The sequence below is a fragment of the Proteus terrae subsp. cibarius genome, assembly GCF_011045835.1.
In the GTDB taxonomy this organism is placed as follows: domain Bacteria; phylum Pseudomonadota; class Gammaproteobacteria; order Enterobacterales; family Enterobacteriaceae; genus Proteus; species Proteus cibarius.
Map to the genome: position 1 here is coordinate 1,451,367 of NZ_CP047349.1, position 17,271 is coordinate 1,468,637.

At 34.7% G+C, this 17,271-nt stretch carries 4 protein-coding genes; all 4 read left to right on the forward strand.

The features are described from left to right. Window positions 1-15 precede the first annotated feature (15 nt). The 4 genes from GTH25_RS06735 (at window position 16) to GTH25_RS06750 (ending at window position 17,171) form a co-directional block, all read left to right on the forward strand. On the forward strand, window positions 16-1,182 hold the full coding sequence (locus tag GTH25_RS06735) for a hypothetical protein (RefSeq protein ID WP_164530437.1): 1,167 nt from the start codon (window positions 16-18) through the stop codon (window positions 1,180-1,182). Window positions 1,183-1,619: 437 nt separating this feature from the next. Continuing rightward, window positions 1,620-3,332, forward strand: a complete 1,713-nt coding sequence (locus tag GTH25_RS06740) for a ShlB/FhaC/HecB family hemolysin secretion/activation protein (protein ID WP_164530438.1) — start codon at window positions 1,620-1,622, stop codon at window positions 3,330-3,332. 79 nt (window positions 3,333-3,411) lie between these two features. Next, window positions 3,412-16,680, forward strand: coding sequence for a hemagglutinin repeat-containing protein (locus tag GTH25_RS06745; RefSeq protein ID WP_164530439.1), 13,269 nt, complete (start codon window positions 3,412-3,414; stop codon window positions 16,678-16,680). Next, window positions 16,677-17,171 carry a lytic transglycosylase gene (locus tag GTH25_RS06750; protein ID WP_159242398.1) on the forward strand — a complete coding sequence of 165 codons (495 nt, stop codon included), beginning with the start codon at window positions 16,677-16,679 and terminating at the stop codon, window positions 17,169-17,171. Before GTH25_RS06745 ends, GTH25_RS06750 begins: the two co-directional genes overlap by 4 nt. The last annotated feature ends 100 nt before the right edge of the window (window positions 17,172-17,271 follow it).

Sequence of the window (17,271 nt, forward strand, 5' to 3'; positions counted from 1 at the left end):
GGTGGATGCATAACAATGAAAATGCGTAATTTAATGATGGCATCACTAACTTCAGTATTAATGACCTCGTCATTTAATGTTTTAGCTGGAACAGATAGGGGGACTATGACATTAAGCTTAACTGGGGTGATTGATATGAATATTAGCCCTACACAAGTTCAATATATAAATGGTACATTGACTGGGAATAGTAGTTTTCCTGGGAGTCCTGTTTATGATAATAGCAGTAACTCTTCTTGGGATACTAAGTATGCGATTATTTCTTTAAGTCAGTCAAAAACGAGATGTGATTCTACATTTGTTTCTAAAATTCCAGGGCAAACTAATAAATACGGTCTAAAATTAACGCATTCCAATAATACAAGTACGGCAGTTTATGTAACACCACAATTTAACTTCAATGTCAGTTTATCTAATTTTAGTTCTAATTATCAAAGTGCTTATTCGGGGCAATTTTTTCAGGTGAATAGTAGTCTCGTTGATAAAGAATCATCTAGTATTAATGTATGTTTTGTGCCACATAATTATGCAACGACAACAGTTCCTGGTGGTGGCTCAAAAGTTGTTAGTGTCACAACACCAAGTTCATTTCCTGTTTATATTGATGCTAATTTAACGCCAGGTAAGTTAACGTATAAAGGCACTCCTTTTTATGTAGGTAGTTTTGGTCGGAGTGCTAGTGGTGACTTTTTTTCACAAGTTAACGTAATTGCTGATGTAACAGTAAAACGTTCTTGTGCTGTTACAGGTGTATCTAATCAACAAATTAATGAAAATATGACATTTACAAATGAAGTCATTAAAGACTCTGTATTTACATTATCCTGTGGGGGGACAGGTAACCCTGTAAATATGTCAGCGGTGATTAAAGAGGGAAGTTTAGACCCAAGTAATGTAAATAAATTAGTCTTAGCTCCTATTAATGGTACTGTATCTAACAAAAAGCCTTGGGTTATAGGATTGCCTTATAAGCAAACTTCAATACCAAATTTAAAATGTGCTGATGAAAATAATAACAACTTATTAAAGTTCAATAATACTGATATTGAGCTAAGTGGAACCAATATGGGGAATAATCAACCTGATATATTTGGTATCAAATGGGCTCTTTGCAAACCAGATGGGACAAAAGCAGGTGAATACCGCGGAAAAGTAGATGTGAATATTTTTGTCCGTGGATAAAAATCACAAAGTTAGAAAAGAAAAATAAAAGTGGACCTTAAGGTCCACTTTTTTATGGAAGATATTTTTATTTCTATTGATTTAAGCTAAGAATTTATTTTAACTCGAATAAGAATTTCAATAATGAATAAATTATTTCAATTTAAGTTATTTAAACTAAATAAAAGGCTATAATTTAATTTAAAGTGCAATTTATTTTAATTTTTATAATTAATTAAGATTAATATTAATTAATTTATTAAGTAATTTTTTTGATTATATAAGGCTAATTTTTTAACATAAGTTGATTTTTTTTAATCTTTATATTGTCAAAGTTGCGGTATTTTATTTGTTATTCATTTTTTGATATTTACTTTATATATTTTAATATTAATAATGTTAAAGATTAGATGTATCTTAAATACAATTAAAATCACACACTCTATTTATTGCACAATATGAAAAAAATTATACTCTTTTTAAATTTATGGGTGTTTTTTACGCTATTTAATATTCCCATATCTTCAGCAGATGCTTCTGAAAAAGCGACTGAAATCTTTAATCAGCAACAACAGCATAATCAAAGCCAACAAGAAGCGCTTTACCAACAATTAACACCTGAAATACCTAGTATATATTTTGATATTGGCAAATATGAAGAAACAGAGAATAAGACAGAAGAAAAGCTTTGCTTCCAAATAGAGCACATTGAAATAACAAATGCCGAAGTTATTCCCCATTGGGTTAATTTATCCCTTTTAAAAACTGAATTTATAGGACAATGTTTGGGGGTAAAAGGAATAAACGCTTTAGTGACTCGTATGCAAAATCGGCTATTAATGCATGGGTGGATCACCACGCGTATTGTTGTACCTGAACAAGATATTAGCCGCGGAACTTTATATCTAACAATAGTTCCCGGCATTATTCGCAATGTTAAGTTTACAAATGACTCTGATAAATACGCCTTGCTGTATACCAGTATGCCTGCACATAAAAAACAACTACTCGATTTACGAGATATTGAACAAGGGTTAGAAAATCTGCAACGATTACCGGTTGTTAGTGCAGAAATGGAAATTAAGCCAGGTGAAAATGCAGGCGAAAGCGACATTGTGATAAAGCGAACACAATCTCGTTTCTGGCATACTTCATTGTGGATAAATGATGCCGGATCACCTGCAACAGGGCGTTATCAAGGTGGTTTAATGTTCGCACTAGATAATCCTTTAGCGCTGAGTGATTTGTTCTATTTATCAACAGAACGTGATTTAGACTTTGTTGGTAGTAAGAATAATCAAAATATTATGGCGCATTATTCAGTGCCTTTTGGCTATTGGTTATTCGATATTAACGTCTCTAAATATGATTACTCTCAGACAGTAGCAGGCCATATTAAAGATATCCTCTATTCAGGAGAAAGTGATAGCGTTAATGCAGGTGTGTCATACATTCTCTTTCGTAATCAAAATAGTAAAACAACATTACGTTATGGTGTTCAAGCCAAAGTATTACGAAATTATATTGATAATACCGAAATTGAAATACAACGCCGACGAGTGAGCCATTGGCTAGTGAATCTCTCTCATCGTCAATATTTTAGCTTTGGGACTTTGGACGGTAGTATAAATTACCAAAAAGGAACTCGCTGGTTTGGTTCAATGGCGGCTTACGAAGAAAAGTATCTTGATAATTACTATGCAACAGATAAAGCGAATATTTTAACGTGGCGAGCTGAATTAGATATTCCAATCTCTATTGCCCAACAGCAATTTAAATACCAAGCAAGCTATCGCAAACAAATGACTCACGATGCATTAACCCCCATTGATCAATTTGCAATTGGTAATCGTTGGTCTATTCGTGGATTTGATGGTGAAAGAACGCTAAGTGCAAATGAAGGTTGGTTTTTACAAAATACATTGAGTTGGCGATATCCTGCAACAGAACAGTTTATTTACCTTGGTGCGGACTATGGTGAGTTAAAAACAAATACGGATAATCCTCGATTATTAGGTAAACATCTTGCTGGTGGTGTTGTGGGTATAAAAGGTTCGTTATTTTCATCCACAATAAAATATGATTCATTTATTGGCACGCCATTATCTAAACCTGATGGCTTTAAAACGGATCATGTTAATTTGGGATTTAGTATTAATTTTAATTATTAAATACAAAATTAACTCAAATATTAAATAAAAAATAATAATCAAATAAAATTTTGTTGTCTTGATGGCAAGGGTCTAACACATGAATAAATTATGTTATCGCGTTATTTATAATCGTACACGACAGTTAATGGTTGTCGTTTCTGAATTAACTAAATCAAGTGGTGAAAATAATAAACGAAATAATATTATTTCATCGCCTATTCGTACATCACTTAATAGTGTGGCCTTTATTTTACTGTTAATGCAGGGATTAGTGAGTTTTTCAGCACAAGCAAGTCAAATTATTGCTGATCAACATGCGCCCCAAAATCAACAAGCAACGGTATTACAAACAAGTAATGGGCTTGCTCAAGTTAACATTCAGCAACCGAATCAACATGGTGTTTCTCGTAACCAATTTACACAATTTGATGTCGATAATAAGGGCGCAATTTTAAATAACAGTTTGCAAGATACGCAAACTCAGTTAGCAGGAATGATAACAGGCAATCCTTGGCTCGTTAATGGTGAAGCTAAAGTTATTTTAAATGAAATTAATAGCCAAAATCCGAGCCAATTAAATGGTTTTATTGAGGTTGCAGGCCAACGTGCTGAAATTATTATTGCAAACCCAGCAGGGATCAGTTGCCAAGGTTGTGGCTTTATTAATGCAGTAAATACCACATTAGTTGCAGGTAATGCACTAACGCAAGATGGTGCAATCACTGGATATGAAATTAACAATGGTAAAATTGTTATTTCAGGAAATGGATTAAATGATACAGCGAGTGATTACACGCGTATTTTAGCGCGAGCGGTAGAAGTAAACTCACGTCTTCAAGCTAATAAATTAGAAATTACGACAGGGAAAAATATATTAGATAACGAAGGTAATATTGTAAATCAAGATGATAAAGCTGAAAAACAAACTGACTATGCAATTGATGTTGCACTGGTTGGGGGTATGTATGCCAATAAAATAAAGCTTGTTGGTACTGAGCATGGTGTAGGTGTACATAATGCTGGAGAAATTGGTGCTGATATTGGTGGTTTAACTCTTAATGAAAATGGGCAGTTAGTTAATAGTGGTAAAATCCAATCTTATTCAGAATTAGATATAAAAACAACGAGCCTTAACAATCAGGGATCTATCGTTGGTAAGCAAAACCTAAATGTTACTGTTGAAAACCATTTAGCAAATAGTGGTACGTTACAAGCTAAAAATAATATTCAAGTTGATGCAAAAGGAACTGTTTCTCAAGCGGAAGCAGGTAAATTTCTTGCACAAGAAAATATTCAGATTGATGCTAAAAACTATTTGGCAGAGAAAAAAAGCCAGTTAGGTGCTGGCGTTGATAATAAAGGTAATATCTCAAAACCTGCAACGTTGACATTAAATATAAAGGACGAATTAAATTCTGCGGGCCAACATTTAAGTAGTAGTAATATTGCTTTTAATGCTAAGAGTATTGATCTTTCAAATAGTCATACTCAGGGTAAATCACTGCAAGTAAAAGCGGCAGAAGGCCACGTAACTTCTGACTCAGCTCAGGTTAATGCTGAAAATATAGTGCTTGATGCGGGTACTTATATCTCAAATCGTCACGGTGAAATTAAAGGTGAGACGGTTTCACTTATGGCACCTCAATTGATTGATAATACCAAGGGGAAAGTTACACAAACAGGCTCTCGTGAATTATCTTTCAATGCAAATGAGTTAAATAATCAACAAGGTGAAATTAACGCACGAGGTGTGCTGACTTTTAACAACCAAATATTAAAAAACCAAAAAGGAAATATTCAAAGTTTAGGTAATCAATTAATAGTAAAAACAACCGAACTGAATAACCAGCAAGGTATTATTTCTTTACCCAAACAAGGGTTATTAGCTATAGAAACCCAGCATCTTTCTGGAAGAGAGGGAACATTATTATCAGCAGGAGACTTATCTTTACAAGGTCAACTGCTTGATTTAGAAAAAGCAACAACGCAGGCTGATAATATAACTATTACTGCAACTAATCTGAATCATGATAATGCGACCTTAAAGCAAACAGGAGATAAGACAACATTTATTACAGTTAAACAAACACTCAGTAATCAACAAGGTAAAATCCAGACTCAAGATCAGTTAACGCTTAAAGCAAGTATAATTAATAATAATCAAGGCGAAATCAGAACATTAAATAATGATCTTGCTATAACAACGCAACAAGACTTGATCAATACTGAAGGTAAATTAATTGCAACTGCTCAGAATAAAATCGATGCAGGTCAATTAGATAATTCAAAAGGTTTTGTACAGGCTGAAAAAAATATTTCACTTACCTTAATGAATGAGCTGAATAATCATTCAGGTAAAATTATTACGTCTGAAGATAGTCAAATCCAAGCAGGTCGATTGAACAATCAGCAAGGTGAAATTGGTGCGAATACATTAAATATAATGTTGAGTAACGAGGCGAATAATAAAAAAGGCATTATTCTTGCTCAAGATACGCTCCATTTTACAGCAAAAGGTATCGATAATAGTGAAGGTAGTATCCAATCTGAAAGTAACATGTGGATTGATACCAAAGGATATACATTAAATAATCAAAATACCCAGCATTCAGGCGGCATAATTAGCCGTATTGCATTAAATTTACTAACAGGAAATATTAATAATATTCAAGGCGTTATTAATGCCAGAAAAACAATTGACTTACAAGGAAAAACAGTCAATAACCTAAAAGGTCAAATAGCAACTGAGGCGAATTTTACTGCTGAGACTCAAGGCTGGAATAATACTTCAGGATTAATACACGCATTAAATATTACAATAAATACTAATAAACAAAAGCTTATTAATCGGGATACACAAGATAATCAAGGTATTCAGGCCAGTCAAAAAATAAAATTAAATACGGGTGTTTTAGATAACTATAAAGGTGATATTGGCGGAAAAACCGTATTGTTAACAACAGAAGGGCTAGATAACGGGCAAGGTATTATTGATGGAAAAACGTTAGATCTGAACACAGGTAAATTTACCTTGATTAACCAATTAGGAAAAATAAGTTTAACTGAAGGTGTAGATTTAAAAACGGGTGAAATTAATAATCAACAAGGGTTAATTATTACAGGTAAAGATTTAACAATTAATAGCCATCAGCAAATAATCAATAATCGTGAGACAAAAAAGAGTGGTGGTATTGTTAGTCAAGGAAAATTAACACTAGAGAGTGGAGAGCTTGATAATCAACAAGGACAAATACTTGCTAAGCAAGCTATAAATTTAACAACCCAAACTGTAAAAAACAATACAGGTAAAATTGTTAGTGAATTATCGAGTTTAACATTTAAAGGATTATCGTTAGATAATACTCAAGGCCATCTCTTTTCTTCTAAAAATTTGCTATTAACGTTAAGTGATAAATTGGCCAATCACTTTACGAAAGAGAACGACCAAGGTATTGAAGCACAAGGGTTATTAACTATTACTAGTGGAAATATTGATAGCACCAAAGGGCGTATTGTTTCTGGTGAAAAATTAATATTAGAAAGTAGTGATCTTATTAATAAACAAGGAATTTTAGGTAGTCTGAATAATAATTTATCTATTACTAGTAAAGCAATAAATAATGATGATGGCTCAATCAGTGCTTATGATATTACTATTAATACACAAGGTGAACATTTAAGTAATCAAAGCCAACAAAATAGTAGCCAAATTTTTAGTAAGCATAACCTTACGATTGAAAGCGGTACAATAGATAATACTAAAGGTAAATTAGTTGGTAAAAATACAATTAATATTACGAGTGATGGAGATTTAAATAACCAACAAGGTCAAATATCCAGCACTCATTCTTTAGATATAACGACAAACAGCTTAAATAATGCTCAGGGGCAGATTTCCTCAAATAAAGCTATCACGGTAACCTCCGATAATAATATAGATAATACAGAAGGAAAAATAGAAGGACGTGATAGTATTAGGATTGAAAATAATGGCCAATTTAATAATACATTAGGCGAAATTATTGGGAAAAATAGTGTCAGTATTTTATCTCAGGGTGATTTAATTAACTACAAAGGGCGTTTAGGGAGTGAAAAATCATCAGTAACACTAAATACCTATAAAATTGATAACCGTTATGGTGTTATATCAGCACAAAGTACTTTAGAGTTAGATTCCAATAAATATACTATTAATAATACTGATACTAGCCAAAGTGGTGGTATTGTTAGTCAAAAAAATATTATCTTAAAAAGTGGTGAATTAAATAATGAAAAAGGTCATTTAATTGCTAAAACTGACCTGAATATTGATACTCATCAGCAAAAAATAATTAATAATAATGGAATTATATCTGCTGATAATGGCATGTTAACGGTAGACTCAACGGCTATAAATAATATATCTGGGTTGATTTATTCTCTTAAAAACATGCTTGTTAATACTCAAGATCATGATATTGATAACAGCGATACTAAGAATAATAAGGGGATCTTGACCAAAGGAAATTTATTATTAAATGCAGGTAATATTTTTAATGTGCAAGGTAACTTAAGTGCTGAAGGCTTAGCAAAGATAACTTTTTATATATTAAATAGTGAACAAGGAAAACTTGCTAGTTTACAAAATAATCTAACCTTAACAGGAAATCAGCTTAATAATAACAAAGGATTAGTTTACGCATCAGAAGAACTCAAAATAATACTAAAAGAGTCACTCAGTAATAATGAAACAGTTGATGAGCTAGGTATTATTAGCCATGGTAATATTGAAATTACAGCGAAAAATTTTGATAATCAACAGGGTCGTTTGATTGCCAAAAAAGATAATCAGCTATCTTTGAATGAAATTAATAATCAGCAAGGCACAATAGCAAGCCAAGCTGAAAAATTAATAGTAAACAGTCAATCATTATTTAATTCTTCAGGATTAATAAGTGCTTTTTCCTTATTGGATATTAATACCCACAAACAGAAAATAGATAATCAGCAGGGTGTAATAGTTAGCCAGTCTGACAATATCACTATCAATAGTGGTGAAATAATCAATAATTCAGGCTTAATCACGGGAATAAAAAATGTAGAAATTAACACCCATGATCAACATTTTGATAATAGTCACACAAAAGAGAATGGCGGTATTGTTAGCAAAGGAGAGTTAACGATCCATGTAGGTGATCTTATTAATGAAGATGGAAAAATAATATCGACAGCAAAGCAATCCCTTTTTACTCAAGATATTAATAATAAAAAAGGAAAAATAGGGAGCTTGCAAGAGAGTGTTTCTATTGAAAGTCTGGCTATTAATAATCAAAATGGATTAATTAGTGCTAATAATAATCTAACTATTACCACTCATGATAATGAATTTGATAATAGTAACTCTTTATCTAATGCAGGTGTGATTAGCCAAGGTACACTTAATTTATATACGGGAAAATTAAATAACCAGTCTGGATATCTATTTTCTGCAAAATCACTATTACTTAATAGTTTTGGATTAAATAATCAAAATGGCGAAATTGCCAGTCAATCTAATGGCCTTAAATTAGTAACACAAGCACTAAATAATCAAAAAGGGACACTTTATTCGACAGGCTATTTCTCGTTAGATACTCAAAGTAATCAATTAGATAATAGTCAAACCTTGACTAAAGGTATTATTAGTAAAGGTCCGTTGATACTAAAAACGGGTGATATAATTAATACTCAAGGACGATTAGTTTCGGACGATAACGTTAATATCACAAGTGGTAAATTGATTAATAACCAAGCACAGCTTGGTAGTCAATATGGTAAGTTAAATCTGACCACAGCAGAAATTGAAAACAAGAAAGGTGTAATTACTGCGAAAAATGACTTAATCATTAAAGCACAACAACAAAAAATTAATAACCAAAATGGAACAATAAGTACCTTAGCTAAACTGGTTATAAATAGTGGTGATTTGATTAATCACTTTGGAAAGATTGCATCTGATCAATATGCTGATATTACAGCAAAACAACTCGATAACACAAAAGGCACTATTGCAAGTAATAGTGATAAGCTGAAATTACAAACAAAAGATGTTAATAATAATCAAGGTCTGATTTATGCGGAAAAAGTATTAACAATTTATGCTGATGGCGAATTAAAGAATACTGATAATAAAGCAACTTCAGGTATTGTTGCTAAAGATGATCTTAACCTGAAAGTTAAACAACTTAATAATCAGGAAGGATTAATTTCAGTAGTAGGAAATTTAGATCTAACTAGCTTTGAAAAAATAAATAACCAACAGGGATTAGTCACTATTGGGGGAAAAACAGATTTAACAACTTCCCAACTAAATAATTTTCAAGGAAAAGTCTCATCTTTGGGTTTATTAAAAATAAATCATGGTGATTCTCTATTCAATAATCGTGAAGGTAATTTAGTTTCTTCTAATAATATTTGGCTAAAAAGCGGCATATTAGATAATCAATACGGTAGCATTACTGCAAATAATGCGGTAACGATTAATAGTGCTAATTTACAGAATAATCAAGGTACATTATATGCAAAATCGACTTTAAAAATTAGTGCTCAAAAATTAGATAATACAGAAGGATTATTACAGTCCGATGATCAGCTATCAGTAAATACAAATAAAAAAATACTAATTAATACTAAAGGTAACGTAATTAGTGGTACGGAAACACAATTAAATATTGGTAGCTTAAATAATCAAAAAGGCCATATTCAAGCAATTGAAAAGCTTAATATTCAATTAAATAAACAAGTATTAGATAATCAACAAGGAACGTTGTTATCTAAAAAAGATCTTTTTATTCAAGGAAATAGTGTAAATAATAAAGACGGAAGTATTGTTAGCGGAAATAATACCAATATTACGTTGGAGCAAGGTTTTAATAACCAATTAGGGCAAGTTCAATCTCAAGGTTTGTTAGTCCTCAATGCTCAGAAACTAGATAACCAACAAACTCAAAATGATGAATTAGGACTAAAGGCAAGTAATATTCATATTTCAACTAATGAACTCCTTAACCATCAAGGTGTTATTCAGGCGAGTGAATTATTAAAATTAATACCAGCAGAAAAACTAAATAATCAAAGTGGTTTGATTTCTGCAAATGAATTAACTATAGGTGGATCACCAAAAAATAACTTAGCCATTGATAATAAAAAAGGGCTGTTAGCTACAACGTCACAGCTTCGCTTATGGGCTGAAAATTTAACCGGCGATGGTGACGTTATCTCGGGAGGTAACAGTGAAATTCAGCTCAAGAATGCTCTTGTATTAGATGAAAATGCCACAATTAAAGCTCAAGATTCATTAATATTTTCTTCAGAACAAAGAATTGATAATCGTGGATTTATTTATGCAGGTGAGCAACTTTCACTGAAAGCAACAAGCTTTACTAATTATGAACCTGTAAAAAATAATGAGATCATTACAGCACGTATTGCAAGAAGTGCTGATGAGTATGAAAAACGTAATGGTGAAGTGAGTGCTAAAAATCTAGCGATTACAGTATCAGATAATCTGCACAATACAGGATTGATTGATGCCTTTGGGGGAAAACTTTCCTTAATTGCAACGACAATCTATAACCAAGTTGGTGGTCGTATATATGGCGATAATATTTATATAAAAAGTCAGCAATTTGATAATAGTGCGAAACTTGATGAGATTGCGCCAGTATTAGCATCTCGTGAAAATTTACAACTTTTCAGTAATACGATAAATAATCGTAATCATGCCCTGATTTATAGTGGCGATGATATGGCAATTGCTGGTTTTGATACCGAAAATCTGCCAGAAAGTATCGCTGCTGATGTCCTTAATAATGAAAGTGCATCAATTGAAGCAAATGGGAATTTGTTTGCCCATATTTCAGAAATTAATAATCGTGATCTCTATTTAAAAATAAGTGATCCTGAAAAAGTGTCTGAAATTCCAATGTATCAATTTGGTGTTGATTACAGTAGTGATAAATTTGACGCTGATGATGAAAAAATTTGGTACAACATCAATACGCGTGAACATTTATTACATGTTAATGGTAGACAATATAAAGATTTTTATGAATTTAAATATAATATCGTTACAGAAGAATCTAAATTATTACACCGTGATCCCGCATTAATATTAGCGGGCAAAGATATCACTCTAAAAGGTGATAATTTAAATAATATAGATAGCCATATTATTGCTGGCGGAAAACTGATTATTGATGAAATGCATATTAATAATCAGGAAACTGCTGGGCAACATATTGAATACCATGAAGGTACAGCAATAAAGCATAAACGCCCAGGTAAGCGTAGAGGAGGTAAGAAAAAAAGTAGCTCTACTTCACATTCTCAATATGGGCCGTTTGAAGTGGTTACTGATTTGCCATTGGGCTTATTAGAATATAAAGAAAACAGTAATCAAACGTCAGATAAACGTCCAGAAGCAAGTAAAACTGATGAAGTTATTATATCGGCTAAGCCAAGATTTGGTCTTCTAACTATTAAAGAAAAGAATATTGATGTTCATACTGAAAATATTGCTTCTATTACCTTAGATAAAAGTACCGAAAAATTAGCTAATGAATTGTCGTTAACACAACATCAAGATAATTTATTGACTGAACAAAATGATTTTATCTTATCAGGGAAGATAGAGACAAAAAAACTTGATGGAACTATTGAGCAAAAAACAGCTGAAAATAAAGCTTTAAAAGTAGGTAATGAAGTCTCTATTACTGAAATTAAACAAACTGAAATTAATCAGCCAAAATTAATCCTACCTGAAATAAAACATGTAGATAAACAGCCTTTAGTGCAACAGCCTATTGGTAAAATTATTACAGTACCTCAATTAGATAAACCAACAGAAAATAAAACTATTGAGGTTAATATTCAAACAGTAGCACCAATATTGAAATTACCTGAGAATCGTTTATTTAACTTAAATAAAGGAACAGATAGCCAATATATTGTTGAAACAGACTCTCGTTTTACCAATAAAAGAGAGTGGTTAAGCTCAGATTATATGCAGAATGCATTATCTGTTGATCACAATAATACACATAAACGTATTGGTGATGGTTTCTATGAACAACGCATAGTACGCGATCAAATTATCCAATTAACGGGTAATCAATATTTAGATGGGCATAATGATAATGAGCAGCAATATCATGCATTGATGGATGCAGGTATTCGTTTTAGTGAAGAGTTTGGTATTAAACCGGGTGTAACACTAACACCAGAACAAATGGCAATGATCACGGCTGATATGGTGCTATTAACCAGCAGGGAAATCACTTTACCTAATGGTTCCGTTGAAAAAGTGTTGGTGCCACAAGTTTATGCCAGAGTATTACCTGGTGATTTGCAAAATAGTGGCGCATTACTTTCGGGTAGTGAAGTTATTTTAAATAATATTCCAGAGCTGAAAAACCAAGGTACTATTTTAAGTAAAAATGGATTACAAGCATCAACAGATAATTTAATAAACCAAGGTCTTATAAAAGGAAAGACGGTTGATTTAACAGCGTTGCATGATATTAAAAATGAGGGTGGCCAAATTGCAGGGCAGAGTCGCGTTAATTTGCAAGCCGGTGATTCTCTTATTAGTACTGCAACAACAAAGGGTGACGAGACTAATCAATGGATAAATCGTGGTGCTGCCATTTATTTAACTGAGCCTGATGGCGAAATTGCATTAAAGGCAACACGTAACTTAGAACTGACGGCAACAGATATTTTAGCCGGTGGTAATAGTCGAGTTTTATTAAATGCAGGTGAAAATATTGAGTTAGGAACTATCAATACGGTTCGCCAAGAAAATATAGATTGGGATAGTAAAAACTATCTGCATAAAACGACGCAAGAAGAGATAGGCTCTCGCCTTTATGCGGGTGATATTACATTGCAATCAGGTGAGGATATTCATCTTACAGCAACAGATATTCAAGCAACAGGACTGTTAGGATTACATGCAGGTAATGATATTTCGCTAAATAGTGGTTACTCCTCAATTGATCAAATTGCCCATAGTGTCACAAAAGACAAATCGTTTGGTTCATCGGAAACACGCACTACGCATGCTGAAATTCATAATAAACAAGCAACAGGCTCTCTATTAAAAGGGAATGAAATTTCGGTTTCTGCAGGCAATAATTTAACGGCACAAGGCAGTGAAATTATAGCAACACAAGATATTAATCTTGATGCAGGTAATCAATTATCACTAACAACGGCACAAGAATTAGAGTTCCAATCTTATGAAGAAAAGATCAAAAAATCAGGGATTGGTGGTACTGGCGGTATTGGTTTTACCGTCGGAAAATCAACTTTTGAACAACTGAATAACAGTGATGCGATTACTTATAAAGGCAGTGTAATCGGCAGTACCGAGGGCAATATTCGCATAAATTCGGGTGATAATCTCACTATAGATGGCAGCGAAATGATTGCCAAAAAGGAGATATCTCTTACTGGGGATTCTGTTGATATTTCTTCTTCTGAAAATAGCTATACCGAATTAAGTCGAACCAAAAGTAAACAAAGTGGTGTGACGGTTGCCCTAAGCGGTACGGCAGGAAGTGCCATTAATGGCGCTATTGCAGGATACAAAGCCGCCAAAGAAACTGACGATAGCCAAATTAGTACCTTACAAAGTATCAAAGCTGGGCTTTCGGGGGCTCAAGCAGTGGGTGCTGTAGCGTTAGATAATGCCCAATCAGGTACAGATAATGAAAGCACAACATTAATTGGCGCTAATGTTTCTTATGGTAAAAGCTCGTCTGAATCAGAAACCATACACCAACGAAATATTGCTCAAGGCAGTAGTTTAAGTGCAGGTGAAAACCTCTCTATCACCGCAACAGGTAAAGAAACAGGCGATATCACTGTTACGGGCAGTGAACTGCAAGCTGGCAACGATCTCTCGTTGATTGCTACCCGTGATATCACTTTACAGTCAGCACAAAACCAAGAAACAACAGACAGCAAAAACGAAAGTAAAAGCGCTTCTGTTGGCGTTGGTGTGACAGTGGGCTCTGGCGGTGTTGGCGTTAACATTAATGCCAATGGTAGCCGAGGTAAGGGATTTGAAGAGGGCGATCACACCTATTACACCAATACGACGCTAAATGCAGGGCAAACTCTCACCTTACAAAGTGGTCAAGATACAACCCTAAAAGGCGCACAAGCTCAAGGTGATAAAGTTATTGCGAAAGTGGGTGGGGATTTACATCTTGAAAGCCAGCAATCCATAGATGACTACAAGTCGAAGCAATCGAGCGAAAGTGTGGGTGGTAGTGTCAATGTGATGGGCACACCGGGAGGTTCAGCCAATATCTCGTTTAGTCGCGATAAAATGGACAGTAAATACCGTTCAGTGGAAGAACAAACCGGCTTATTTGCAGGCAATCAAGGATTTGATCTTACCGTGGGTAAACATACCCAGCTTGATGGTGCGGTGATCAGCAGTAAAGCTGATGCAAAAAATAATCAGTTAGATACAGGTACATTAGGCTTTAGTGATATCCATAATTACGCAGAATATAAAGTTGAGCATCAATCTGGTGGTGTAAGTACTTCAGGTGGCGTTGAAGGGAATATGCTGGCGAATATGGGCCATGCATTAGCTATGGCAGGCAACCATAGTGATAGCGCTGAAAACACCACTCAATCTGCGGTATCACAAGGGACATGGACAGTGCGTGATAGCGACAATCAACAGCAAGATATCGCGCAATTAAGCCAAGATACCGATAATGCTCACAGCACGTTAAATAAAATCTTTGACAAAGAAAAAGAGCAAAATCGCCAACAAAAACAACAGTTGGTGGGCGAAATTGGGGCGCAGGTTATCGACTTAGCAACCACGGTGGACACTATTCGTGGTACGAACCAAGCGAAAGCTGATTCAAAACTCGATAATCTTTCTGATACGGCTTACGACAATCTCTATCAAGCCCTTTCAGAAACTAACGATAACGTTACTGAGCGTGATATTCAAAATCACCTCTTCCAGCAAGCCTTACAGGATTATACTAACCAATCCGACTTTGGTACGGGGGGTAAATATACCCGTGCTATCCAAGCCATTACCGCATTTACGCAAGGTGTAATGGGCAACAATATTGTTACTGCGATTGCTAATGGTTCCGCGCCTTATCTTGCCAATGAAGTGAAAAACCAAATTCAAGGCAACAGTGTTGAAAGTGATATTCAGCGTACGATAGCGCACGGATTACTCAATGCAGGTCTTGCGTTGGCAAAAGGTGAGAATGCAGTAGTACAAGCCTCTGGCGCAATGACAGGGGAAACAGTGGGTATTTTATCGCACTCACTTTATGGCAAAACCCCCGAAGAGCTGACTGAGACTGAAAAGCAGAATATAAGTGCATGGGCAACGTTAACTTCAGGGATTGTCGGCGGTTTAATCAGCGATAATAGCACCGGAGTTGCCAATGCTGCCCAAGCTGGGAAAGTGGTGGTTGAGAATAACTCACTGACCGGAGATAAAACCCGCGAATCCCTGAAACAGAGTAATGAGTGGTGGAAGCAGCAGGTCAGGGAGACTCTGGGTGAAAATTTGGCATCACAGGTGACTAACGGTATACTGAATGCGGTTGCTGAAACCGGTGATGTCGCCTTATTTGCGGGGGACTCAGCCTTTGATGCCACTGCGGCGGTTGTTACCTGTGGTCTGGGGGACAGTTATTGTCAGCAGGCAATAAGTGACTTAAATAAAAAAGATCAGGCTGTTTCAAATGCGGTGAATGCACTCACCAGCGGAGAAAGTTGGGAGGCGGTAAAAGATACGGTTAATAAAGCCGCCGAGGGTGATCAGAAAGCGCTGGAAAATCTGGCCGGAATGCTGACAACTATTTTAACGCCGGCGAAAGCGTTGACAACGGTTGAAAAAGGCTCTGTTTTGGCCGAGAAAGGTTCAGCGGTTGCCAGTGGTAAGCCTAAATGGTTGCAGGATATTCAGGCGGGTAATAAATTTAATGCTGAGCAGTCTAAAAACTACCCGTATAATGAACTGTATGTGAATAAACCGGACGGAAGTGGCTATTACCGTGTTGATTCATATAACCCAGCTACAGGTGAAATTGTATCCCGTAAGTTCACTCAGTTTTCTGAGATCACTGAAACAACCGCGAAAAACTATATTCGCGAGGCGGTGAATAAATATCCGGCAGGGGCAACGATATCTAAGGTTCCATCCAGTGGGTCCTTGGCTGGTGATACATTGCGTGGATCTAATATTTTAGAAATACCTCCCCAAATAAAACCAATCCCTCAATCAGTTTTAGATGCTGCAGATAAAGCAGGAGTAATAATCAGGGATACTAACGGGAAAATTTACCCATGAAGCAAAAAATATTTTATTGTAAATCATGGTTTAGAGCGAAGAATAAACCTATTGATGTATGGTCTGAAAATAAAGCCCAAAAAAAACATATAGCTGGTGAGTCATACACGGCACTTATTGGTTCTGATGTAAAACCCTCATGTTTTGTTGAGGTAATGAAAAATAAAGGATGGGTTGGTGTTAGTTTTTTAGATCAGGAGTTAAGAGAGTATTTATTGTATAACTTCAGGTTGCTTGATGATGGTAGATTATTTTTGTCTATGGCAGTTCACCGTGAGTTTGCTGAAAATGAAGGTGAAGGAGCGGGAATATTGAACGTATCAAGTGGCACAACTTATATTTTTAATGAAGACGGCAATACTATTGTCAGAGAAGAACAGTTTAACCCTTATAAACTGGAAGAAAGTCAGACGATGGTTGATATATCAGGTAATTACGATAAATTCCCTGAGTTTGGTAAATACGATCTTCTGATACGAAAAGAAAGGTAATATTATCATCACCAAAGGGCGCAAGACATAATGCTGATTGTGCCTGGTTGGGTAGTATCAACTGCGCATAATCCCTCTGTATTATGTTAAGTTGCCGGAG

What these genes read in the sequence shown, in the direction of transcription:
- GTH25_RS06735 (WP_164530437.1), top strand. Translation starts at nt 16, where the DNA reads ATGAAAATGCGTAATTTAATGATGGCATCACTAACTTCAGTATTAATG.
- GTH25_RS06740 (WP_164530438.1), top strand. Translation starts at nt 1,620, where the DNA reads ATGAAAAAAATTATACTCTTTTTAAATTTATGGGTGTTTTTTACGCTA.
- GTH25_RS06745 (WP_164530439.1), top strand. Translation starts at nt 3,412, where the DNA reads ATGAATAAATTATGTTATCGCGTTATTTATAATCGTACACGACAGTTA.
- GTH25_RS06750 (WP_159242398.1), top strand. Translation starts at nt 16,677, where the DNA reads ATGAAGCAAAAAATATTTTATTGTAAATCATGGTTTAGAGCGAAGAAT.